A 22,433-nucleotide genomic window follows, 5' to 3' on the forward strand; every position below is an offset into this window, starting at 1 on the left:
GATTGCCCCTCCGCCTCTGGAATGCGAGCGTCGGCCCTCTATCGAGGCAACCTCGGCTCGCGCTCACCCGTCGAGCTCATCGCGGATTCAGGCGTCGAGTGCAGGGACGCCACGCTCCGTCAACCCACCATGGGCTGCGCCATCCCAGCACATTTCTGCGTGGCAGCGGGTATTGACTCCGTGGTTCGTTGGGCGACCATCGCATCATGGCGCGCACAGCTCCGGTTCCCAACATCCCCGCGATCCCTGGGATGAACCCGGGTGTCTTCATCCTCGGCGGCGGCGGCGCCGGCGGTGGCAGCGGCGGGCGGGGCGGCAACGGCGCCGGCGGCGATCAGGGCGCGGGCGGCAAGAACGGCGGCAACGGCGCCCAGGGCGGCGGCCGCAACGCCGGCAGCTGCGGTCAGGGCAGCGGCGGCGGCTGCCCCAACCCGACGCATGGGGGCGGTGGAGGAACGCACGCGGGGCACCCCATCGATCCGGTGACGGGCCGCGTCTACACCCTCGCCGTCACCGACATGGCGCTGCCAGGAGCGTTCCCGCTCGTGATCGAGCGCGCCTATAACTCTGCGCAGCGCGACCTCGACTACGGCCTTGGCTATGGCTGGAACCATTCGCTCGGCTGGCGCGTCGTCGAGCTCCGCCGCCGCAGGGTGCGCGTCGTTACCGCGACGGCGCTCGCGTGCGAGGGCCGCTGCCCCGAGGAGGGAGAGACCGGAAGCTCCCGGTCGGCTTGCTGACGCGCACCCGCGACGGCTATCTCCTCAAGGCCGACGACGGGATCACGCGGGTCTTCGAGGACGTCTTTGCCATCGACAACGAGTTCCGCCTCAGCGCGCTCGTCGATCACAACGGCAACCAGGCACGGCTCTTCTACGAAAACGGCACCGGTCCGCTCCAGTTCGTGAACGACAGCGTGGGCCGCCTGCTCCGCGTGCGGCGGCATCGCGACGGCCGCATCGCCGCGTTCGAGGTGAAGAACGCGTCCTCGAGAGGCGCCTGGACGTCCTTCCGCACGTACGAATACGATGAACGCGGAGATCTCGTGGTCGCGCGCGACGCCTTGGGGCACGCGATGATCTTCGCGTACGACGCAGACCATCGGCTCGTGCTGGAGCGCTGGCCCACGGGCCTCGAGGTGCATTACGGCTACGATGACCGCGGCCGCTGCGTGGAGACGTGGTGCAATGATCCCAAGGAACGCGCGCTCCTGGCCGAGGGCGTGCCCGAGGTGCTGGCGGACGGAAGTCGCGCGAAGGGGTTTCTGCACGCGAAGGTCGAGTACTGCGGGGACGAGAGCAACGTCATCACCTCGCGCGCCCTGCGGAGGATCGGGGTCAACGCTTTCGGAAAGGCGGACCGGATCGTCTGGGCGGGGCAGGTGCACGAGAATGTGTTCGACGATGCAGGCGAGCTCGTGGGGTATCGCGACGGCCTCAGGCGCATATGGCGGATGGGTGAGGCCGACGGCGTGTACCGCGTTGTCGACCCGCTCGCTCATGTGACGGAGTACCGGTACGATGATCGCGGCAACGTCGTGACGACGCGCGGTCCTGAGGGCCTGGAGACGCAGCACGCGCGCGATCCGAACGGCAACCTGATCTACCTCTCCGACGCGATGGGGCTCGTCGCCAGCTTCCGTTACGACGAGCGCGGCTGCCTTGTCCAGGCCGAGACCGCTGACGGCGGCAAGACGGCGATGACGTACGACGCGCTCTGCAACCGCGTCGGGATCGTCGAGCCGGACGGCGGCGCGCGGGCGCTCCGCTACGATTTCCTCGGGCGACTCGTGGAGATGCGGGACGAGAAGGGCGGGGTCCACCGCTGGATCTACGACGCGATGGGGCGTGTGGTCGAGCACCGCTCGCCGCTGGGCGCTCGCACGGTCACGACCTACGACGAGGCCGGCCGCTTCGCCGGCGAGCGCGACGCGGATGGCCGCTGGTTCCGGCTGATCTACGCGGGCCTCCGCGAGGTGATCGCGGTCGAGCGGAGCGACGGCACGCGCGTCTCGTACGCCTACGATCGAGAGCTCGACATGGTACGCATCGTCAACGAGGAGGGCGACGTGCACACCATCGAGCGGGACCTCGAGGGTCGGATCCTCTCCGAGCGCACCTTCGACGGTCGCCTGCTGCGGTACAGGAACGACCAGGCCGGGCGGCTGTCGAGGATCACCTTCGATGACGGCGAATTCGTCGAGCTCGCCTACGACGACCTCGATCGGCTGATCGCACGCACCTTCTCGGACGACACATCCCACAAGCTGGAGTACGACGAGCGCGGGCGCCTCCTGCGCTTCGAGACGGAGGCCGTCTGCACGCTCTATACGTACGACGAGCGAGGGCGTTGCATCCGCGAGGACATGGAGCGGAAGGACGATCCCTCGTCCGCGACATCGCTCCGGCACGTCTACGACGCCGGCCTGCATCGCACGAAGGTGGAAGCGCTCGGCGCTTTCGCGATCGCCGCCCCGCGCGACGCCGTCGGGCGATGCGCCGCGCTCGTCTTCTCGGATCTCTCGGGTACCCGGGGTGCGAACCAGCCGATCGCGAGGTTCGCGTACGACCCGAAGGACGGCGAGACGGGGCGCTTCTTCGCCGGCGGTGGCCGTATCGAGCTCACGAGGGACGCGCACGGCAACGTCCTCCGCTCGGCGGTCTTCGGCGGCAGCACCGCCGTCATCCGCCCGGGCGAGCCCATATGGGTCGGCGGCCTGGGCGGCCCGGAGACCCTGCGGTTCGACTACCGATGGTCGCCTGCCGACGAGCTCCAGGTGCTCGCCGATCGCGATCGTGGGGCGCAGTCCTTCCTGTACGACGCGCGCGGCCGAATCGCGCAGAAGCAGCATGAGGGACGGGCCAGGACCGAGGACTACGTGCTCTCGCCGCGAGGCGACGTGCAATGGATCGACGGCCGCGCGCAGTCCCACCTCAGCGGGGGCCGCCTCGTGACCACCAACGGCGCGGCCCTCACGTACGACGCGCGCGGCCGGCTCGTGAAGAAGGTCGAGGGCACCGCGGTGACCACCTACGCATGGAGCGCGCTCGGCTTGCTCTCGGGCATGACGCTGCCCGACGGCATGCGCCTCGAGTTCGTCTACGATGGGTTCGCTCGGCGGATCGAGAAGCGGTTGCTACGGCGGGACGCGGCGATGGTGCGGCACCGCTACCGCTGGGATGGCGAGGACCTCCTGGAGGAGACGGTGGAGCGCCAGGCGAGCGCCACAGGCGCATCCGCGCCGCTCACGCTGGTGGAGCGCCGGCGCTACGCGTACTCGCCGGGCTCGCCGGCGCCGATCGCGCAGGCGATCGACACCGAGGCGGGCCCGGGCGCCTGGAAGTACTTCGTGCACCGGGACGGGGCGCCTGTGCCGCTCGGGCTCGTTAATGCTGACGGGAGCGTCGACCAGGTCTTCGAGACCGACGCGTACGGTCGGGTCATTGCGGGCGACGCTGCTGCCACGCTGGTCCGGTTCCCGGGGCACTGGTACGAGCCGGAGACGGGGCTCCACTACAACCGGTGGCGGTACTTCGATCCGGCGAGCGCTACGTACCTGAGCCCGGAGCCGCTGGGGCTCCTCGGCGGGCTCGAGATTTACGGGTACGTGAACGGGAAGCCGCTCGCCTGGATCGATCGCGACGGTTTGGCACGGAGCGTGACGACACTTACCGGTCACAGCGGCAATGTGATTGGAACGGGCACGTCCTCCCGTGAGGCAGACCTACATCCCGCAGTGGCGGCGGCGCTGCCGATTCGGAGCGCGCGTGGCGGGGACACGGACGCCGCCTCCTGCTCGGAGCCAGCGGCGCTGTCGGCACACCTTCGAAACTGGGAGGGTCGCAACCCCGGGCAGAGCTGCGATCCTGGCACACCGCAGGGACGACAGAACCTTAGCAGGGCGCTGTCAGAGATCGGCGGCATCTCGAGCCGCGCAGGAACGAAGGACCTCGCGGCGTGCCCGAACTGCTCGCAGACGATCTCCCGGCTTTGGGCGCTCGCCGATCCGCGCCCCGAGGCACCCGCGGTGGCGGGGGGTCGAGTCTCGACGAAAGATCCGACCCACGTGCCGGGGGGGCTCCAGAACCCAGAGGGACCACGCATCGTGAACCCGGCTGGTGCGCCAGGACCCATCACGCTTCCCGCCTCGCCTCTCGCGCAGAACATCAACGACCCTGCAATGAGGGCGGCGAACGAGCAAGAGTACCGCCGTGCCCGCGGGACGGGCTCGGTGGCGGGGCTCAATCCAGGCGTATTCGACAACTCGTCGGGGTCCTGGAGGCCACGCCTGTGATGTTCACCGACCGCGACGATCTGCCGAGCGCCCCGGGGCTCGAGAATCTGGGACCACTGGGCTCACTCGCCCTGTCCGACGGGGCGGCGGTGCGCATTCCACTCTCTGGGAACCCCTTCGAGCCGCGACCTCCGGTGCCCGTCGACGATCGGACTGTCCTCCGCGAGGCAGCGCGGCTGGTCTCCGAGGGGCTCGTGCTCCGCGAGCGCCACAACCACGGGGCGCAGGGAGCGCTCATGACCGCGTGGATCGAAGGCGCGCTGGGACCGCCGTGCGCAGTTCGCTCGATCGGGCGTTCGGAGCAATTGCTCTGGTTCGAAGGAGCGATCGTCCTGCTGCTGTGCGACGCGCTGACGGTGGCGTGCGCGACCAGCGAGCGGCTTCGAGCTTTGCTCGCACATCCCCTGCCGCGTGGCCTCTCGCCCGCGCCGGCGAGGTACTCGTACGGCTCAATGGCCGGCGTTCCGCCGCATGGATCGCTGCTCGGGTCGGTGGACCACATGGATAGATACTTCCCAGAGGCGTTCGAGCTGTACGAGACGGCGACCGGTTGCTGGATTCGTGGAGTGCTCGACGGCGCTTTCGAGACGCAATTCCACATGACGGCCGGTGGGCGCATCGCCACGGTTCCGCGTCATCCCGACCGACTCACGGGCGCCAGCTCATTCGGAGAGTGGCAGCCTGGTCTGCAGAATCGTGATGGTCTGCGCGCCCAGCTCGAGCGATACCGGGCATCGGAGGCGCTTACCAGTACTGTCTTCGCTGTGGACGAGCTCGTGGGGGGCTTCCGCGGGCAGAGGGGAATTTCACTCGTTGCCCCATGGGCGGCAGGCGCGATCCGGGAACGGACTTCACCGGGCATCTGGTCTGAGCCAGTCCATCCTTACAATGGCGCCTGGTTCATCGGTTGGATTGAGAACACGTCGGTGCGCACCAGCCTGTACGTCGACGAGACGGGCGGCGTGTGGGCCTCGTGGCAGGAGCCGGACGACGACGATGTGCAATTGCGCCTGGTGGGCACGAGTGTCGAGCGCTGGTTCGAGCGCCAAGTCTACCTTCTCGAGAACGGTTACGCATCGGAGGCCACATGCCGTTCGGAGGAGGTGCTGCCCCACGGACTCAGTCTCCGCGGAGACCTCTCTGACGCTGCAGCGCAGGTCTTCGTCGACGGAGATGCCGTCTGGCTCGTTGAGGAGTGCGGCATTCAGCGAATGTCCCGCCGCGTCTCCAGCGTGTCGGAGGTGCTGGCCATCGCAGATCGCTTCAGGTAGAGGTGGCTCGGATGCAGAGATTGAGCACCGCCGCAATCGCGTGGCCGGAATGACGCCGGATGTCTTCGGAGGCACCGGGGAGAACGACGATTGGGGGCCGACGTGAAAACTCGATTCAGCCATCCCCTTCTCGGAACCATCGCGAAAGGTACGTTCAGCCCCCAGCTCCGATCCATCTGCGGGGCCAAGCAGCTCACGGCCTCCCTGGCGCAGCTGAACGAGGTGGCGGAAAGGCTCGAGCCGTGGCGTGCTCCGAACTTCGAGCTGCGCGCGCGTGTCGATCTCGGGAACTTCTATCCCGAGACGGGACGGGTCACCGCGCTCGACAAGACGAACGCTCTCGTCAAGGGCGTTGCTCGCCGGGTCGGGCAGGCGAGCCGCCAGTATCGCCTGCACGGGTTCGTGTGGCATGTTTGCGATGGGGTGCTCGCACTGCGCGACGACGTGTTCTTGCGCGTGCTGGGCCCCACAGCGACGAGCCTGCGGCCCTGGCTCGAAGAGTGCGCGGCCTTGCGGTTACAGTGCGTCTTTCCGGTGGTGCGAGCGGTCGACAAGCCGCCTATCGCGCCGGAGTCTGGCTGGATCGAGTTTCGCGACGATCTCATCGATGCGACCGGGCGAGCAGCCCTGGACAACGAAGCCTGGCATCTGGATCTCCCGCTTGCGGCACCAGATAAGCGATGTCGGCAGAGCGTGGTCGGGTTTCTCTGCGCAACCGTAGATCCAGCGTCGAGGACGCTTCCATTATCACCCCGCGTGAGAGAGGCGGCATCGCGCTGGCTGTGCCGGCTGCACGATCCCGGCGACCCCGCGCGGCTCGCCTCGTGGGTGCTGGAGAACGGTGGTAGCGAGGCGCTCGCCAGGACGGTCGCAGAAGCCGAGGGCTCGTTCGGTGGTCTGCGCAGCGTCGACCGGATCCAGCGCTTCGGCGGGATCCAGATGCTCGATCGAGCCCTCGCCGAAGGGAGCGTCGCCGAGTGGCCGCTTCAGCAGACGCCGGACGGCCCCGCGATCCTGGTGAGTCCGCGAGACATCGACAACCCCGACACCCTCGCATGCGTGACGGAGGACGGCAGGATGTGGGCCTATGGGTTCGGCTGGGACGAGTGGGAGCGAACGAGCGACTCGGTGCGCGCTTTCGTCTCCCGCATTGCGTTGTGGGGACATCCCAAGGAAGTGCCGGTTCATGTCTCGCGCTCGTCGCACGGTCGTGAACTCGCGCAGGCGCTCGGCCTGGACGAGGTGGAAGAGGCGACCGACTCGACCGGCACGTTCTACGCGGGCGACGCGGCGCTGGTGTTCGAGCGGAGGCTGTCCGAGGGGCGCGCAGTGACGTGGCTGCGCGAGCTGCGCCCCGAGTCGGTGCTTGCCTGGGACGCCCTCACCTCGTCCGCCTGAGCTCCGGGGTCGCGGCGGCCGACGTCCCAGGCCCTCCCACGCGCGGATCGACGAGAACGACGACCGATCCCGCCACCGACGACACGCAGCCACGGCGTGATCCCGCGGAGCACCCTGACCATGAGCGCCGCGCCGCCCAGCCCGTCGAGTAAGCTGCGCCGCATGAAGGTCCCCCGACTCACCGGCCGCGCGCTCACCGCGGCGCGCCTCGCCGCCGAGGCGCCCGGATCCTCCGCCGCGCTCCGGGAGGTGATGAAGCGCAGCCTGGGCATCGATCGCCTCGCCTCGCTCCCGGACGCCTTCCGCGACGACGTCCCCGCAGAGGCGCGCCCCCTCCAGGCCGCGCCGCCGCGGCGCTGGGAGGACGCCGGGCTCGGCGCGCCCCCCGTCCGCGACTGGCCCAGGCCCTCGGTGGCCTACGCGGCGGCCTACCGCAAGGGCGCCACCACCCCGCTCCGCGTCGCCGAGCGCGCGCTCTCGGCGCTCGAGGCGCTCGCCGCCGAGCGACCGTGCATGAACATCGCCGTCGCCACCTCGCGCGAGGCGACGCTCAGGGACGCCGAAGGGGCGACCGCGCGCCACGCCGCGGGGCGGCCGCGCGGCCTGCTCGACGGCGTGCCCCTGCTCGTCAAGGACGAGTTCGACGTCGAGGGCCTCCCGACCACGCTCGGCTCGCCCTGCGGCCCGCAGCCGCCCGCGCCGCGCGACGCCGCCGTGGTCGCCCGGCTCCGGCAGGCGGGCGCCGTGTTCCTCTGCAAGACCGTGCTCACCGAGTGGGGCATGTCGCCGATCGGCAACAGCGTCCACCAGCGCATGCCCCACAACCCGCACCACAAGGAGCGCGCCGCGGGCGGCTCCTCCACCGGCTCCGCCGTCGGCGTGGCGCTCGGGCTCGCGCCGCTCGCGGCCAGCGGCGACGGCGGCGGCTCCATCCGGGCGCCCGCCGCGCTGAACGGCGTCTTCGGCATCAAGCCGACCTTCGGCCGCGTCAGCCGCGCCGGCGACGGCTTCAAGGGCTCGGTCGCCCACGCCGGGCCGATCGCCAGCAGCACGGCCGATCTCGCGCGCTTCCTCGACGCCGTCGCCAGCGAGCCCGACCCCGACGACGACCTCACCGCATGGGCGCCCCCGCCGCCCCCCGGAGGCTTCGGCGCGCGCCTCGGCGCCGGCGTGCGCGGCCTGCGCATCGGCGTCGACGAGGCGGAGTGGCGCGACGCCTCCACCCCGGTCGCGAGCGTGTGCTGGGGGGCGCTGCGCGCGCTCGAGCGCGAGGGCGCGACCCTCGTCAACGTGAAGATCCCCCTCGCCAGGCACGCGGCCTCCATCGGCTACCTCGTCATCGGCCCCGAGTCGCTCGCGGCGTTCCAGCGCGCCTGGAGGGAGCAGCGCGACCTCATCAGCGAGGACCTGCGCGTCACCTTCAGCCTCCTCTCGGGCGTCACCGCGCTCGAGCAGATCGACGCCGCGCGGCTGCGCGCGGGCATGCGGCGCGAGGTGGCGCGCGCCCTCGCCGGCGTCGACGTCCTCGCGCTCCCGACGACGGCGATCACCGCGCCCCCCTACGCGCAGGCCGAGGAAGGCCGCGCCTTCCTGGATCCCATCGCCCTCGACGGCATGTGCCGCTTCGCCTTCCTCGGCAACCTCACCGGCCTCCCCGCCGGCACGGCGCCCGTCGGCGTCGACGCCGAGCGCCTGCCCATCGGCCTGCAGATCCTCGGCGACGCGTGGGACGAAGCGGCCGTCCTCGCCGTCCTCGCCCACCTCGAGCGATCGGAGCTCGCGAGCGCGCGGCGCCCCCCGGGGGCGATCGATCTGCTCGAATAACCAGATCCCATCGAGCCCGAGGAGAGGTCGTGATGAGCCAGAGCGCCGGAAATCATCCTCCTGCTGACGTGAAGCCAGCGCCAGCGCCGTGGACGCTGGCTGGCGACGCGACCATCGTGATGCTCGAGCTCCCGGAGCGGCTGCTCCAGGAGCAGAGCTTCATCCCGGAGGCGCTCCGCCCCCGCTTCGAGGGGCGCTACAGCCTGCTGATGGCGCTCGACTACACGTCGTCGAACGTGGGGCCTTATCGCGAGCTCCTGTTCATCCCCGGGCGCTTCCGCACGCGCCGCGGCCTCTGCTGGTCCATCAGCAAGATCTACGTCAGCTCGTGGGACAGCGTGGTGAACGGGCAGCTCAACTGGGGTATCCCCAAGGAGCACGCCGATTTCGAGATCGCGCGCGAGGCGGACGGGAGCGAGCGCTTCCGGGCGTCGCAGGGCGGCGACGTCTTCGCCGATCTGCGCTTCGCGGCCGCGGGCCCGAGCCTGCCCGCCACGAGCGCGCTCGTGCCCGCGCGCCTCCGCCGGCTGGTGCACCACCGCGACGGGCACGACTACTTCTGCGCGCCGACCGCGCGCGGGAGCGCCCGCCACGCGCGCTTGCTCGAGGCGCGCGTCGATCCGGCGCGCATGCCGCGCGTCGACGAGGGTCGTGTGGTGTTCGCCGTCCGGCTGTCCGGCTTCAAGGCCGAGTTCCCGGTCGCCGACGTCGAGCCCCCTCGCTCGCTCTGATCTCTCACCGCGGGGAGCTGCCCCGCAGCGGCGTCAGGGCGGCTCGGTCGCTCGGGCGCGCAGATCAGCCGAGCGCGATCATCGCGGCCGTCGCCGCGTAGTCGACGCGCTGCGCGCGGTAGGGGTACGTCGGCGGGAAATGCTCGAGCGCCGCGCGGAGGCGCCGGCTCGACGCCCTGTCGAGCGGGTCGAAGCGCAGGCCCACGGCGCGCCCCGGGTCGCCCAGGCGCCGGCCGTGGAGCGTGCGCGCGATCGTCGCCGTCGCGTCGATCCAGACGCTCGTGTCCGGGATCCGGAACGAGACGATCACCGGCTCACCCGTGAGCGGGCGGGCGCTCGTCAGCACGAGCATGCCGTCGATCGACAGGTCGATCGCCCGGGTCCCGAGCAGCCGGAAGCCCCGCTCGCGCACGGCCTGGCACTCCACGATCGCAGCGCGGCGCGTGGCGCGGCGCTCGCTGGCGAGCAGCATCTCCATGGTCGTTCTCCTTGGCGCGGTACGCTACGGAGGACGCCTACAGGTGGACAAGAAACTTACACGCTGGCGCCCAGCGCTGCAGGGGGCGAGGGCGAACGCAGGTAGCAGGTAGAGGAGCGGGTGGGGGATCTCGGCGCCCCTGAGAGGGCGCTCGCGGCGAGAGGCGGCCGCGGCCGCTGGAGGGGTCGCCGCCCCGCCAGGTGGGCGGGGCGGCGCGCGGCCGTGGGCCTCTCTATCCGCCGGTCAGCGGCTCGCGCGGCGCCGGCGCAGGGCGAGGCCGGCGAGGGCGGCGAGCATGGGCAGCAGCGCGGCGGCGCCGCGGGTGCTGCCCGCGGGCGTGGGCCGCGCGGCGCAGAAGCCGTTGCCCTCGGCGAAGATGCCGGTCGGGTCGTTGTCGCTCTCGGGCGCGCAGGTGCCCGCCGTGCTGTCGGTCGAGCTGCACACCTCGCCGGACGGGCAGCTGTTGCCGTCGCTGCCGCGGCAGCCCTCCACGCAGGCGTGATCCTCGCAGATCATCCCGCTCGTCGCGCCGCCGCAGTCGCTGTCCTGCCGGCACGCCGACTGATCGTCGTCGCCGTTGTTGGGATCGGTCTCGCCCTCGTCGATGGCGCCGTTGTGGTTCGCGTCCTCCACGCCGTCGGTCACGCCGCCGTCGTCCGTGTCCGGATCGAGCGGGTTCGTCGTCGTCGTGGGATCGGCGTCCGCGATGCAGGTCCCCGCGGCCGCGGCGGTCGCCGCGTTGTCGCAGGGCAGGCCGAGCTCGGTGCCGTCGAACAGGCCGTCGCCGTCGCTGTCGGGGTCGAGCGCGTTGATGAGGCCGTCGCCGTCGTGGTCGTCGCTGAAGTTCGGCTCATCGCCGTCGACCACGCCGTCGTCGTCGCTGTCCGCGTCGTTCGGGTCGGTGCCGATCTCGTCCTCGAGCGAGTCGACCAGGCCGTCGCCGTCGCTGTCCGCCGGCGTCCCGTCGTCCTCGCCGACGTTGGGATCGGTCTCGCCCGCGTCGACGACGCCGTTCAGGTTCACGTCCTCCTGACCGTCGGGCACGCCGCCGTCGTCGGTGTCGGCGTCGAGCGGGTCGGTCTTTGTCGCGCCGGCGTCGCCGTCGGGGCGGCAGTGGCCCGCCTCCGCGTCGGTGCCCTCGCTGTCGCAGGGCAGGCCGAGCTCGGTGCCGTCGAACAGCCCGTCGTTGTCGCTGTCGACGTCGCGCACGTTGATGAGGCCGTCGCCGTCGGTGTCCTCGCCGGGCTTCGGCTCCTGGCCGTCGGGCACGCCGTCGTCGTCGGTGTCGGCGTCGTCCGGATCGCTCCCGATCGCCTCCTCCTCCGCGTCGGGCAGCCCGTCGCCGTCGCGGTCCTCGTCCACCGCGTCGTCGTCGCCGTTGTTGGGATCGGTCTCGCCCTCGTCGATGGCGCCGTCGTGATCCGCGTCCTCCGCGCCGTCGGAGATGCCGCCGTCGTCCGTGTCCGGGTCGAGCGGGTGCGTCGTCGTCGCGGGGTCGGCGTCCGCGATGCAGGTCCCCGCGGCCGCGTCGGTGGCGGCGTTGTCGCAGGGCAGGCCGAGCTCGGTGCCGTCGAACAGGCCGTCGCCGTCGCTGTCGGGGTCGAGCGCGTTGATGAGGCCGTCGCCGTCGTGGTCGTCGCTGAAGTTCGGCTCGTCGCCGTCGATCACGCCGTCGTCGTCGCTGTCGGCGTCGCTCGGGTCGGTGCCGACCTCCTCCTCGATCACGTCGATCAGCCCGTCGCCGTCGCTGTCCGCCGGCGTCCCGTCGTCGGCGCCGTTGTTCGGATCGGTCTCGCCCGCGTCGATCTCGCCGTCGAGATCGAGGTCCTCCTGGCCGTCGGGCACGCCGCCGTCGTCGGTGTCCGGATCGACCGGCGAGGTCTTGGTCGCCCCCTCGTCCGCGTCGGCGCGGCAGTGGCCCGCCTCCGCGTCGGTGGCGGCGTTGTCGCAGGGCAGGCCGAGCTCGGTGCCGTCGAAGAGCCCGTCGTTGTCGCTGTCGACGTCGCGCACGTTGATGAGGCCGTCGCCGTCGGTGTCGTCGGCGGGGTTCGGCTCCTGGCCGTCGAGCGCGCCGTCGTCGTCGGTGTCGGCGTCGTTCGGATCGCTCCCGATCGTCTCCTCCAGATCGTCGCTCAGCCCGTCGCCGTCGGTGTCCGTCGGCGGCACGTCGTCGGCGCGGACGTTCGGATCGGTCTCGCCTGCGTCGACGACGCCGTCGAGATCGAAGTCCTCGTGGCCGTCGGGCACGCCGCCGTCATCGGTGTCGGCGTCGAGCGGGTCGGTCTTTGTCGCGCCGGCGTCCCCGTCGGCACGACAATGGCCCGCGGCGGCGTCGGTGGCGGCGTTGTCGCAGGGCAGGCCGAGCTCGGTGCCGTCATAGAGCCCGTCGTTGTCGCTGTCGGGGTCGAGCGCGTTGATGAGGCCGTCGTCGTCGGAGTCCTCGCCGAAGTCCGGCTCATCACCGTCGATCACGCCGTCGTCGTCGCTGTCCGCGTCGTTCGGGTCGGTGCCGGCCTCGACCTCGTCGGGATCGTCGATCCCGTCGTTGTCCGAGTCGCAGCCGTTGTTGAACACGCCGTCGCAGTCGTTGTCGATCGAATCGCCGCAGACCTCGGCGCCCGTCGGCTCGCAGACGCAGGCGTGCGTGTCGGGATCGCACGTCGGCGAGAGCGGCCCGCAGTGCGCGTCCGTGAGGCACTCGACGCACTCGTTGGGGGTCGCCGCCGTATCGCAGTGAGGCGTCGGCGCGGCGCACTGCGCGTTGGTCTCGCATTCGTCGATGACGACCTCGGTCGGCGGCACGCCGTCGGTCGGGCCGTTGCCGTCGGTCGGCGTGTCCTCTTCGGGCGCGCCTTGCTGCCCGGAGGCGCGGACGATCGCCTGGTTCGCGATGACCCCCGAGGCGTCGGCGTTGACCGTCACCTGGAAGGTCACCCGCGACGACATTCCGACGGGGATCGACCCCCCCGCCGTCCCGTTCGCGCCCGTGCCGAGCCGCACGCGGACCGTGCGCGTCCCGGCGTCGTACTCGCCCTGGTCGTCGGCGGCCGCGTCCGTCTTCGCGCCCATGTTGGCGCCCGCCACGATGGAGAGCGAGTTGGGCACGTAGCTGACGCCCGCGGGCAGCGGATCGGTGAGCACGGTGTCCCTCGACGCGTCGTTGCCGCTGTTGACGACCTCGATCGTGTACTGGAGCACGTCGCCCGGGAGCAGCAGCCCGCCGTTCACGTCGACGGCCGACTTCGAGGAGGACGTGAAGTCCGGCTTGAAGGTCGAGATCGACGTGATGAAGCCGGCGAGGAAGTAGAGGTCCATGCTGCTCGACGCCCGGATGGGCGCCGAGGTCTGCCTCGGGGTCACCAGCGAGGTGATATCGAAGACGTCGATATCCATGCCCGACATGCTCCCCGCGGTCCCGGCGAGCTGCGGCAGGTCCCCGACGTTCGACACCGGCGCGTTGAAGTAGGAGCGCGTGCCGTTGAAGAAGTTGTCGGCCGGGTTCTGCGTATTGCCGAGCGCGGTCCCGTTGAAGAGGAACTGGTCGCCCGAGTGCGCCACGTCGCCCTCGAACGCGACCATGCCGATCTTCGCGTCGTAGCCCGCGTTCGGCACCAGGAACCCGTCGAGGGTGGCGTTCTGGGTCGAGCCGCTGGCCACCGTGTCGAGACCGTCGAAGAGCGCCAGGTTGCGCGGCGGCTCGGAGGCGAGCTCGTAGAACACGACCAGCCACCACCCGGCGAAGTGGTTGTCGAAGTTGTTGTTCGTGAAGCTCGCGCTGTTGACGCCGCTCACCCGGTACGCGCCGGACCCGTGCTCCTGCACGAGGGCGGTGATGTTCGCGACCGACTGGTAGTAGACGCGGCTCGAGCTGATCGTCTCGACGAAGTCGTCGGCGGTGACCTCCTCGGAGAAGCTGCCCGTGCCGGGCCGCTCCAGCGTGACGGCCTGGTCCGCGTTCCCGGTGGCCCCGAGGTGCGCGCCCCAGTAGAGGTACGCGTGGGTGACCGTCGCGCCGGTCGGCACCTGGAGCACCGCGGTGGTGCGCGCCTGCGCGGCGGTGATGGTGGTGCTCGCCTCCGCCTGGCCATCCGCGGGCGAGTCGGCGCGCCAGTACGTGTCGGGCGCGCTGTCGCCGATGTTGCTCCCGCAGGCACCGATGTCGCCCAGAACGGGCGAGTCGATGTCGTCCCTGCCGCACTCGTGGCCGAGCGTGTTCCCGATGAGGAGGAAGTCGCCCCGCTGGTCGACCTGCTCGCGCAACTCGGGCGCGGCGTGCGCGGCCCCGCGCTGCCCGCCCACGCAGGCGAGCCCGACAAGACTACCTATGACCCAACGTCTCTTCACGGCGCCTCCTGCTGCTGCTTCGGCTTCTTCTCGAGGATCTTGAACTGCACGCGGCGGTTCTGCTGGCGTCCCTCGTCGGTGTCGTTGTCCGCGATCGGGACGTCGGGCCCGTAGCCCTTCGACGCCAGCCGCTCGGCCTCGACGCCGCGCTGGACCAGCGCCTTCATGACCGACTCGGCCCTCGCCTGGCTGAGCTTGATATTGTACGCGCGTCCGCCGCGCGGGTCTGTGTGCCCTTGCACCTCGATCTTGGTGATCTCCGGGTGCTCCTTCAGCACACTCGCCACCTCATCGAGGAGCGGATCGCTCACCTTCTTGATGGTCGCCTTGCCGGTGTCGAACTGCACCTGCTGGAGGATGACGATCTCGGTCTCGGTCATGCGCACGGCCACGGGGCAGCCGTTCTTCGTCGGATCCGGATCGGGCTTGCCCTTGATGTCGGGGCAGGCGTCCTGATCGTCGCGCACCGTGTCGCCGTCGCGGTCGCCGGGGCAGCCGTTCGTCGCCGGATCCGAGGTGCGGATACCGGGGATGTCGGGGCAGGCGTCCTCCGCGTCGATCACGCCGTCTCCGTCCCTGTCGGGCGGCGGCGGGCAGCCGTGCTTCTTCGGATCCTCGTTCGCCGGGCCGGCCTCGTCCGGGCACGCGTCGACGTCGTCCGTGATGCCGTCCTTGTCGCGGTCCCCGGGCGGCGGGCAGCCGTGCTTCTTCGGGTCGTCGTTCGCGATGCCGGGCGTGTCCGGGCACGCGTCGACGCGATCGAGGAAGCCGTCCTCGTCGCGATCGGACGGCGGGCAGCCGTTCTTCTTCGGATCCGGGTCGCCGACGCCGGGCACGTCGGGGCAGGCGTCCTTCTCGTTGACGATGCCGTCCTTGTCGCGGTCCGGGTCCGCGCGCCGGACCTCGGGCGAGTACGCGAGCATCGCGACGGCGCGGAAATCCGGGGTGCCGATGCCCGAGGTGAAGCCGGGGCCGGCGGCGACGCCGAGCTCGAAGTCGCGGAGCGTCGGCGCGAAGCGGTAGCGCAGGCCGAGCAGCGCCTCGACGTTCGTGTTGCGGGCCTCCGGGTCCTCCAGCACCGTCGACACGGTCGCCTCGGGGCCGATCTGGAGCTGCTCCTCCGAGCCCAGCAGCAGGCCGACGCCCGCGCCGCCGTTGAACATCAGGCCTTGCCGCACCTGCGCGAACGTCTGCGCCGGGCGCAGATCGACGCCGGCCGCGGCCGACCAGACGAAGCCCGGGATCCGGCCGCCGGCGAGGATCTGCGGCAGGCCGCGGACCGACTCCTCGCCCACGAACGAGCCGTCGCGGTCGCCGGTCGGCACCCACACGAAGCCGCCGACGGCGAGCTGGAACGGGTCGTAGTAATCGCCGAGGAGGCGCAGGCGCAGGCCGACCCGGAGATCGCCGAGCTGCACGTCGCTCGGCGACCTGAACGAGAGGCCCTCGGCCGCGGGGCTGTCGCCCTGCTGCAGCACGGCGAGGGGCAGGTCGACGTTGACGTGCAGCCGGTCCCAGAGCGTGAGCGAGGAGTTCAGGTGCAGGAACAGCTGGTGGCCGACGATCGCGCCGAGGTGCTCGTCGCTGCCCTGCCGCGTGAGCACGAGCGGGTTGTGCGCGTAGTCGCCGAGCAGCATCACGTGCAGCGTCGCGCTGCCGTCCTGGTTCGGCGAGGCTGCGTACGGCGACGGCACACCGAACATCCGGTCGCCGGCGGGCGCGGGGCTGAAGCGGTTGAGGGCGAGGCCGCGCGCCGGTCCCGCCTCCTGAGCGGACGCTGGCGCGGCCCACGCCGCCGCGGCTAGGGCGGCGGCGCCGCAGATCCATCGAGGGGGCAAGGGGGCTCTCATGCGCAGGATCACCTTGGGTGCTTTGGGCGAGCGGCCGTCGACTGCTCCGGCGCGCAGGCAAGTTGGGGGAAACTCGGCGTACTCGACGAGGAGGATCGTCGAGTACGCCGCGTTTCCCGGGCCGTCTTATAGGCTTCGCGGGACGCTATCGGTGGACTTTTCGATGGGCGGCCGTCCGAATTCGGATCGGCCTCGACAGGGCGGCTCACCTGCGAGCCGGCCTTCGCAGCGCGGCCTATGCAAGGCGTGTGCACGCGCCGCCGTCGCGTGGGGCGGGTGGTTTGTCTGGGATCTCGCGGCTCCAGCCGGCTCTGCGGCGGGCCGATTGAGGCCTACAGACATCAGCACTGCGGCCTCGGTGCGGCGGTATCGACGGGATCGAGCCGGGGCGCGCCGGCGCGCCCGGCCGGCGGGCTCTGCGGTGCTCGCGGCCCCGGCGCTGCGTTGCCGGAGGCCCGGGTTCACCGTGGGATCAAAAGTTCGTTCGGACGGTGCCGCTGAACTGAAAGATGCCAGGGTTCGAGCCGATCTTGCCAACGGCGGTGAACCTGGATCCTGGCGTGACGGCCAGCATGGGCGAGCGGAGCGCGTCGATCGGTGAGGTCGACTCGGCCTGGCTCGTCGCGTAGGGCGAGCTCCTCGTGATCTCTGCGCGGAGATACGAGCTGCCGCTCGCCACGACGGTCCTTGCCCAAGCCGCGTTGCAGCTCGCCGAGTACCGGATCACGATCTTCCCGACCGCGGTGGTGCCCGACATGATGTCGCTCGACGCCCGCGTGACCGCGTCGGCCTCGCACCCGGTCGCGCCAGGGTCCTGCCCGGTGCACGACGCGCCGTAGCAGCTGCCGAGCGCGGCAGCGGCCTCGCCGGTTCCCGCGTCCGCGCGAGAGGACCCGTGTCAGGCGCCGCCCGGGACTCGCTACGTCAGGCGCCGCGGGCTCATCCGGGGCCGCCGGTGGCTCGCGGTGGTCGGGCGCCGCGTCCGTCCGGGTCGTGTCGACTGGCGCATTCCGCGCGGGACGCGCGTTCCAGCGCTCCATCTCGTGGGGGCATCGATTACCATCGTCTCCGAAGGGCGGCTGCCACCGGCGACTCCAGACGACGGAGGTTTCGACGATGAACCTTTTCCCGGACGAGATGCGGCGGGATCCTTATCCCCTCTATGATCAGCTGCGGACCGGCTCTCCCGTGTTCCATGTCGCTCCGCTCGATCTCTGGATGGTCTTCGATTACGACGGGGTGAAGCGGGCGCTGACCGATCATGACGCCTTCAGCTCCGCGGTGACGCCTCCCACCGGCAAGGCGCCGGACTGGATCGTCTTCTCCGACCCGCCGCGCCACACCAAGCTTCGATCCATCATCTTGCGGGCGTTCACGCCGCGCTCCATCGCGGGCCTGGAGCCGCGCATCCGGGAGCTGTCGCGCGATCTCCTGGATCCATGGATCGAGCGCGGGGAGATGGACCTCGCGGCGGACTACGCGGGGCCGCTGCCCACGATGGTGATCGCGGAGATGCTCGGCGTTCCCTCCGAGGACCGGGCGCGGCTGCTGCGCTGGAGCGAGGTGATCGTGAACCTCAGCCACGCGATCTCCGGCGGCGAGGAGGCGGCGAGGGCCGTGAGCGAGCACGCCGTGGTGAAGGAAGAGATGAAGGCGTATCTGGCGGACCTGATCGAGGCGCGCCGGAGGGCGCCTGCGGAGGACCTCTTGACCCGGCTCGTCGAGGCCGAGGTGGACGGTGAGCGGCTGACCGAGGGAGACATCCTGAACTTCTTCCAGCTCCTGCTCGCGGCGGGCACCGAGACGACAACGAACCTGATCGACAACGCGATCTTGTGCTTCCTCGAGAGCCCGGCGGAGCTCTTCCGCCTCCGGGCGGCGCCCGAGCTCTTGCCCTCGGCGATCGAGGAGGTCCTGCGCCACCGCTCGCCGCTGCAGATGGTGTTCCGCGAGACGAGGCGCGCCGTCGAGGTGCACGGCCACGTGATCCCGGCCGGGAAGCTGGTGCTGCCCGTGATCGGCTCCGCGAACCGGGATCCACATCAATTTCACGACCCTGGCCGCTTCGACATCGGGCGTGACCCCAACCCGCACGTCGCGTTCGGCCACGGCATCCACTTCTGTATCGGGGCGGCGCTGGCGCGCCTGGAGGCGCGGATCGCGCTGCCGGATCTCCTCTGCCGGCTGAAGGGCCTCCGGCTCGCGAGCGACGAGCCGTGGGAGCCGCGCAAGGCGATCATCGTGCACGGTCCGGCGCGCTTGCCTGTCCGCTTCGAGCCGGGGAGGCGCGCCGCGGTGCACGCCGCGGGGGCGCACACGCCGTGCCCCGGGTGAAGGCGGCGCCGCAGGAGGCCTGCGACCACCTCAGGTCTTGTCCGTTCCGCTTGACTGCGCCATCAAGTCGTCCACGAACCGGCGCATCAGGCGCACCAGGTCGCTGAAGTCCTCCTCACTCCACGTGGCGAGGATAGGGGCCGCAAGCCGCTGACGCGCGGCGTCCAAGGCGTCGGTCATCTGCCGCCCCTTGTCGGTGATCACCGCCTCATGGATGCGACGATCGGCCGGGCTCGGTCGGCGTTCGATCAGCCCCAGGCTCTCGAGCTTCGCGACCTGGCGGCTGACGGTCGTGTAATCGCGCCCGGCTCGGTTCGAGAGCTCGACCACGCCGATCGGCCCGAAACGCTCGATCCCCACCAGCAGCCGAAAGAGGGCTTGATCCAGGGAGACGCCTGCCTCCGCGAGCAGCGCCTGATCGCGCTGCGGCTGGTTCATGAGCGCGACCAGATCGACCATGGCTCCGTGGAGCTCGCGGAGTCTCTTTTTTGCAATGCGTGTATTTTGCACAAATTTCCTTGACGCTCCGGAGGGCGCAGTTATATGCATGATACACATATCTGAAACGCGGTCCAAGAAAGCGGAGCTCGCTGTGGAATCTACTTTTTCGACGGATGTCCTGATCGTCGGCGCAGGTGCTGCTGGGTTGACCCTCGCCATCGAGCTCGCCCGCCGGGGCGTTGCGTTCCGGCTCATCGACAGGCAGGACGGGCCCTTTCGCGGCTCGCGCGGCAAGGGGATCCAGCCGCGCAGCCAGGAGGTGTTCGAGGATCTGGGCATCCTCGACCGCGTCGTTGCGGCAGGCGGTCTGTACCCACCCCCGCGGGTATATCGCGACGACGGAGGCTACGAGGAGTCGCAGATCATGGAGCCTCAGGACCCGACGCCTGGCGAGCCCTATCGTCTGCCGCTCCTTGTGCCTCAGTTCCTGACCGAAGCCGTGATGCGCGAGCGTCTGGCGGAGCTCGGGAAATACCCGGAGTTCAGCCGCGAGCTGAAGAGCTTCGAGCAGGATGGCGAGGGGGTCAACGCCCGCATCGCCGCCCCGGCGGGCGAGGAGACCGTCCGCGTCCGCTACCTCGTCGGAGCGGACGGCGGCCGCAGCGTGGTACGGCACGCGCTCGCGATCGGCTTTCCCGGCAAGACCCTGGGGGTGCGCGCGGTCGTCGCCGACGTCGTCCTGGAGGGACTCAGCAGGGCCGCCTGGCATCGCTTCAACGAAGGGTCCATGGAAAAGCAGATGTCGCTGTGCCCGCTCGCCGGCACCGACATGTTCCAGTTGCAGGCGCCGATTCCTCTGGAGGGTGATGTCGATCTCTCCGCGGAAGGCCTCACAGCGATGGTCACGGGCCGCACGGGTCGAGGCGACATCGTGATCCGCTCGGTCTCCTGGGCCTCCGCCTACACGATGAACGCGCGCCTCGCCGACCGTTACCGGGACGGGCGCGTCTTCCTCGCCGGCGATGCCGCGCATATCCATCCGCCGACGGGTGGGCAGGGCCTCAACACGAGCGTGCAGGATGCCTACAACCTCGGCTGGAAGCTCGCCGCCGTTCTGGCAGGCGCGCCGGAGGCGCTGCTCGCGACCTACGAGGAGGAGCGCCGGCCGATCGCCGCGGAGACGCTCGGCCTGACGACGAAGCTCCTGGACGCGGCGAAGCGAGGCGACATGCGCCGCGGACGCGAGGTGCATCAGCTCGATCTCGGATACCCGGAATTATCGCTGGCGATGGAGAAGCCGAAGCGCAGCGGCGGCATCGTCGCGGGCGGCCGAGCGCCGGACGCGCCCGTCCGCGGCATTGCGGGGATGCCGACACGGCTCTTCAAGCTCTTCCAGGGTCCGCAGTGGACCTTGCTGGGTTACGGGTCGGACCGGCTCTCGGCCGTCGAGCCGCGCCCCGGACTTCACATCCACGCCGTCGGGCCGCGCGGCGACATCGTCGATGATGGCGGCCATCTCCGCGCTGCTTATGGCGTGTCGCCCGGCGACTGGGTGCTCGTCCGGCCGGACGGGTATATCGGCGCCATCGTGTCGTCCGATCATGCACCGGCCCTGGAAGCCTACCTTGCCAGCGTCGGCCTTCCATCACGCGGATGACAGGTCGGGGCCGTTCATCGCGACAACGGCGCGGCGCCTCGCGTCCGGGGAGACGGAACATCGACCAGGGCACCTGGACGCCGGTACCACGCCAAGGCATCGGCGGGCCGCAGCGGCAGCCAGCGGCCGCCGAGCTCATGGGCCCGCGCCGCGCCGGCAGACGGCGAGGGCCATCGACGCCCGGCCCAGCTTGCCCGTGCTGGCATCGCCGGCCCTTCTGGTGCAGGATCCACCCATGGGCAAGCCCGCGCTCGACCTTTCCAAGCTCAGCGCCGACGAGAAGCTCGAGCTGATCGATGACCTCTGGCGAAGCCTTTCCTCCGATGACCTCCCCCTGAGCTCCGAGCTTCGCGTCGAGCTCGACCGCCGTCTCGATCGTCTCGATCTCGAAGGCCCCGCCGGTGTCCCCTGGGAGGACGTTCGTGCCGAGATGACCACCGGCGAGTCGTGAGCCGCGTTGTCTTCGTCGCCGAAGCTCGCTCCGAAGCCCTCGAGACCTTCCGCTGGTACGAGGAGCAGCGCTCTGGGCTCGGCGCCGTCTTCCGAAGAGAGCTGGATGACGTCATCAGGCGTATTCGGAGCGCGCCGCTCGCGTACCCGCCGCTGTACCGAGACGTCCGGCGCGTGCTCGTCGAACGGTTCCCCTACGCGGTGTTCTACCGGATCCTGCCCGACGCCATCGTGGTCGTCGGTGTGATCCATGGCCGCCGACATCCTCGCGAGTGGAAGCGCCGAGCGTGAGCGATTCCGGAATGCCAGTCGCCTGCCCGACAAGGCGTTACACCTGCGAGGCTCGCCTCGGCCACGTCCTCGCTGCCACCGATTTCTCGCCGGGCGCTCTCGCGGCGATCGAGCGCGCCGCGCGCCTCCCCCTCGCGGCGGGCAGCACCTTGCACCTCGTTCACGTGCTGCCAGCGCCGGCCTCGCCCGCGGAGGGCGAGAGCGCGGAGCAGGCCGCGCGTCGCTCGCTCGACGAGATCGCGGCCCGCGCCCTCGATGTCGCCCGAGGTGCGGGGAACGCAGGTCTACAGGTCTCCCCGAGCGTGCTCGTCGGCAGAGAGTTCGTCGAGATCATCCGTCATGCGCGCAGCCGCGGCGCGGAGCTGATCGTCCTCGGCAGGCACGGGGAGCGCCCGTTCCTCGATCTCCTGCTCGGGTCGACGGCCGAGCTCACCGTCCGTCACGCGGACACTCCCGTGCTCGTCGTGCAGCGACCCCCCGCCGGCGCCTACAGGCGGCCGCTGCTCGCCGTCGAGCTCTCGGACGTCGCGCTCCGGAGCGCCGCGCTCGCGACGAAGGTTATCGACCCCGAGGTGAGCCGCATCCGGGCGATCCACGCCTATCACGTGCCCTTCGAGGACAGGATGGCGCTCGCCCTCCCCTCGATGGAGTTCGCTGCCTACAAGGCGCGATACCATGACGACGCGCGCGCCGGCCTCCGGCGCCTCCTCGACTCGTTCGACGGGCTCGGCGTGACGTGGGAGTCGTCGGTCCGGCGCGGCGACGCGAGGCGCGCGATCGTCCGCGAAGCCGCGCGATGGAAGGCCGATCTCATCGTCATGGGCACGCACGGGCGCTCGGGGATCTCGCGCGCTCTCCTGGGCAGCGTGGCCGAATCCGTCATGCGCTCGGCGCCGTGCGACGTGCTGGTCGCGCGCCCCTCCACGTTCGTGCTGGAGCTGCCCTGAGCGGCGCGGCGGCGAAGCATGCTCCGGCGGCGCCTGGACGCGCGCGCCGGCTCGACCCGCCGAGGGCAAGACGGCGTGAGCGCTGTGAGGCGGTGAGACGATAGGGGGTTGGCTCTGCGGCCC

15 protein-coding genes and 1 pseudogene are annotated in these 22,433 nt (G+C 70.8%); 11 read left to right on the forward strand and 5 right to left on the reverse strand.

Going from position 1 to position 22,433, the window contains the following annotated elements:
* Positions 1-206: 206 nt before the first annotated feature.
* From WME97_RS00615 to WME97_RS00640, 6 genes are all read left to right on the forward strand, one after another.
* A complete protein-coding gene (locus tag WME97_RS00615) occupies positions 207-740 on the forward strand; it encodes a DUF6531 domain-containing protein (protein WP_437548593.1) in 534 nt (177 codons plus the stop codon).
* Positions 734-4,294: an RHS repeat-associated core domain-containing protein gene (locus WME97_RS00620; protein ID WP_437548595.1), complete on the forward strand. Its 3,561-nt coding sequence runs from the start codon at positions 734-736 to the stop codon at positions 4,292-4,294. Before WME97_RS00615 ends, WME97_RS00620 begins: the two co-directional genes overlap by 7 nt.
* Complete coding sequence (locus tag WME97_RS00625) at positions 4,294-5,565, forward strand: hypothetical protein (protein WP_437555676.1); 1,272 nt, start codon at positions 4,294-4,296, stop codon at positions 5,563-5,565. Before WME97_RS00620 ends, WME97_RS00625 begins: the two co-directional genes overlap by 1 nt.
* A 102-nt stretch (positions 5,566-5,667) precedes the next feature.
* Complete coding sequence (locus WME97_RS00630) at positions 5,668-6,963, forward strand: hypothetical protein (RefSeq protein WP_437548597.1); 1,296 nt, start codon at positions 5,668-5,670, stop codon at positions 6,961-6,963.
* Positions 6,964-7,125: 162 nt separating this feature from the next.
* The gene (locus WME97_RS00635; RefSeq protein ID WP_437548599.1) at positions 7,126-8,787 is read left to right on the forward strand and encodes an amidase; all 1,662 of its coding nucleotides are present in this window, start codon (positions 7,126-7,128) and stop codon (positions 8,785-8,787) included.
* 32 nt (positions 8,788-8,819) lie between these two features.
* Positions 8,820-9,518, forward strand: coding sequence for an acetoacetate decarboxylase family protein (locus WME97_RS00640; protein WP_437548601.1), 699 nt, complete (start codon positions 8,820-8,822; stop codon positions 9,516-9,518).
* A 64-nt stretch (positions 9,519-9,582) separates the two neighbouring features.
* Here WME97_RS00640 and WME97_RS00645 read toward each other — a convergent pair whose 3' ends face one another.
* From WME97_RS00645 to WME97_RS00660, 4 genes and pseudogenes are all read right to left on the reverse strand, one after another.
* Positions 9,583-9,996, reverse strand: coding sequence for a PilZ domain-containing protein (locus tag WME97_RS00645; RefSeq protein WP_437548603.1), 414 nt, complete (start codon positions 9,994-9,996; stop codon positions 9,583-9,585).
* Positions 9,997-10,239: 243 nt separating this feature from the next.
* Positions 10,240-14,340 (reverse strand): DUF3344 domain-containing protein, encoded by a 4,101-nt coding sequence (locus WME97_RS00650; RefSeq protein WP_437548605.1) that lies wholly within the window; start codon positions 14,338-14,340, stop codon positions 10,240-10,242.
* Positions 14,337-16,190 (reverse strand): OmpA family protein, encoded by a 1,854-nt coding sequence (locus WME97_RS00655; RefSeq protein WP_437548607.1) that lies wholly within the window; start codon positions 16,188-16,190, stop codon positions 14,337-14,339. Before WME97_RS00655 ends, WME97_RS00650 begins: the two co-directional genes overlap by 4 nt.
* A gap of 718 nt (positions 16,191-16,908) precedes the next feature.
* Positions 16,909-16,959 (reverse strand): annotated as a pseudogene (locus WME97_RS00660) (hypothetical protein); the annotation flags it as partial.
* Positions 16,960-17,306: 347 nt separating this feature from the next.
* Here WME97_RS00660 and WME97_RS00665 point away from each other — a divergent pair.
* Positions 17,307-18,524, forward strand: coding sequence for a cytochrome P450 (locus WME97_RS00665; RefSeq protein WP_437548609.1), 1,218 nt, complete (start codon positions 17,307-17,309; stop codon positions 18,522-18,524).
* Positions 18,525-18,554: 30 nt separating this feature from the next.
* On the opposite strand, the gene WME97_RS00670 is transcribed toward WME97_RS00665, so the two are convergent.
* Entirely contained in the window at positions 18,555-19,073 is a 519-nt protein-coding gene (locus WME97_RS00670; RefSeq protein ID WP_437548610.1) for a MarR family winged helix-turn-helix transcriptional regulator, read from the reverse strand.
* On the opposite strand from WME97_RS00670, the gene WME97_RS00675 reads away from it, so the two are divergent.
* The 4 genes from WME97_RS00675 (at position 19,072) to WME97_RS00690 (ending at position 22,310) form a co-directional block, all read left to right on the forward strand.
* Positions 19,072-20,622 (forward strand): FAD-dependent oxidoreductase, encoded by a 1,551-nt coding sequence (locus WME97_RS00675; protein ID WP_437548612.1) that lies wholly within the window; start codon positions 19,072-19,074, stop codon positions 20,620-20,622. The two genes, WME97_RS00670 and WME97_RS00675, sit on opposite strands and share 2 nt — an antisense overlap.
* A gap of 235 nt (positions 20,623-20,857) precedes the next feature.
* On the forward strand, positions 20,858-21,073 hold the full coding sequence (locus WME97_RS00680) for an addiction module protein (RefSeq protein ID WP_437548614.1): 216 nt from the start codon (positions 20,858-20,860) through the stop codon (positions 21,071-21,073).
* Positions 21,070-21,363 (forward strand): type II toxin-antitoxin system RelE/ParE family toxin, encoded by a 294-nt coding sequence (locus WME97_RS00685; protein WP_437548616.1) that lies wholly within the window; start codon positions 21,070-21,072, stop codon positions 21,361-21,363. The genes WME97_RS00680 and WME97_RS00685 overlap by 4 nt, the downstream gene beginning before the upstream one ends.
* Positions 21,360-22,310: a universal stress protein gene (locus WME97_RS00690; RefSeq protein WP_437548618.1), complete on the forward strand. Its 951-nt coding sequence runs from the start codon at positions 21,360-21,362 to the stop codon at positions 22,308-22,310. Before WME97_RS00685 ends, WME97_RS00690 begins: the two co-directional genes overlap by 4 nt.
* Positions 22,311-22,433: the final 123 nt, after the last annotated feature.

The organism is Sorangium sp. So ce367 (genome assembly GCF_051520455.1).
Lineage (GTDB): Bacteria > Myxococcota_A > Polyangia > Polyangiales > Polyangiaceae > Sorangium > Sorangium cellulosum_B.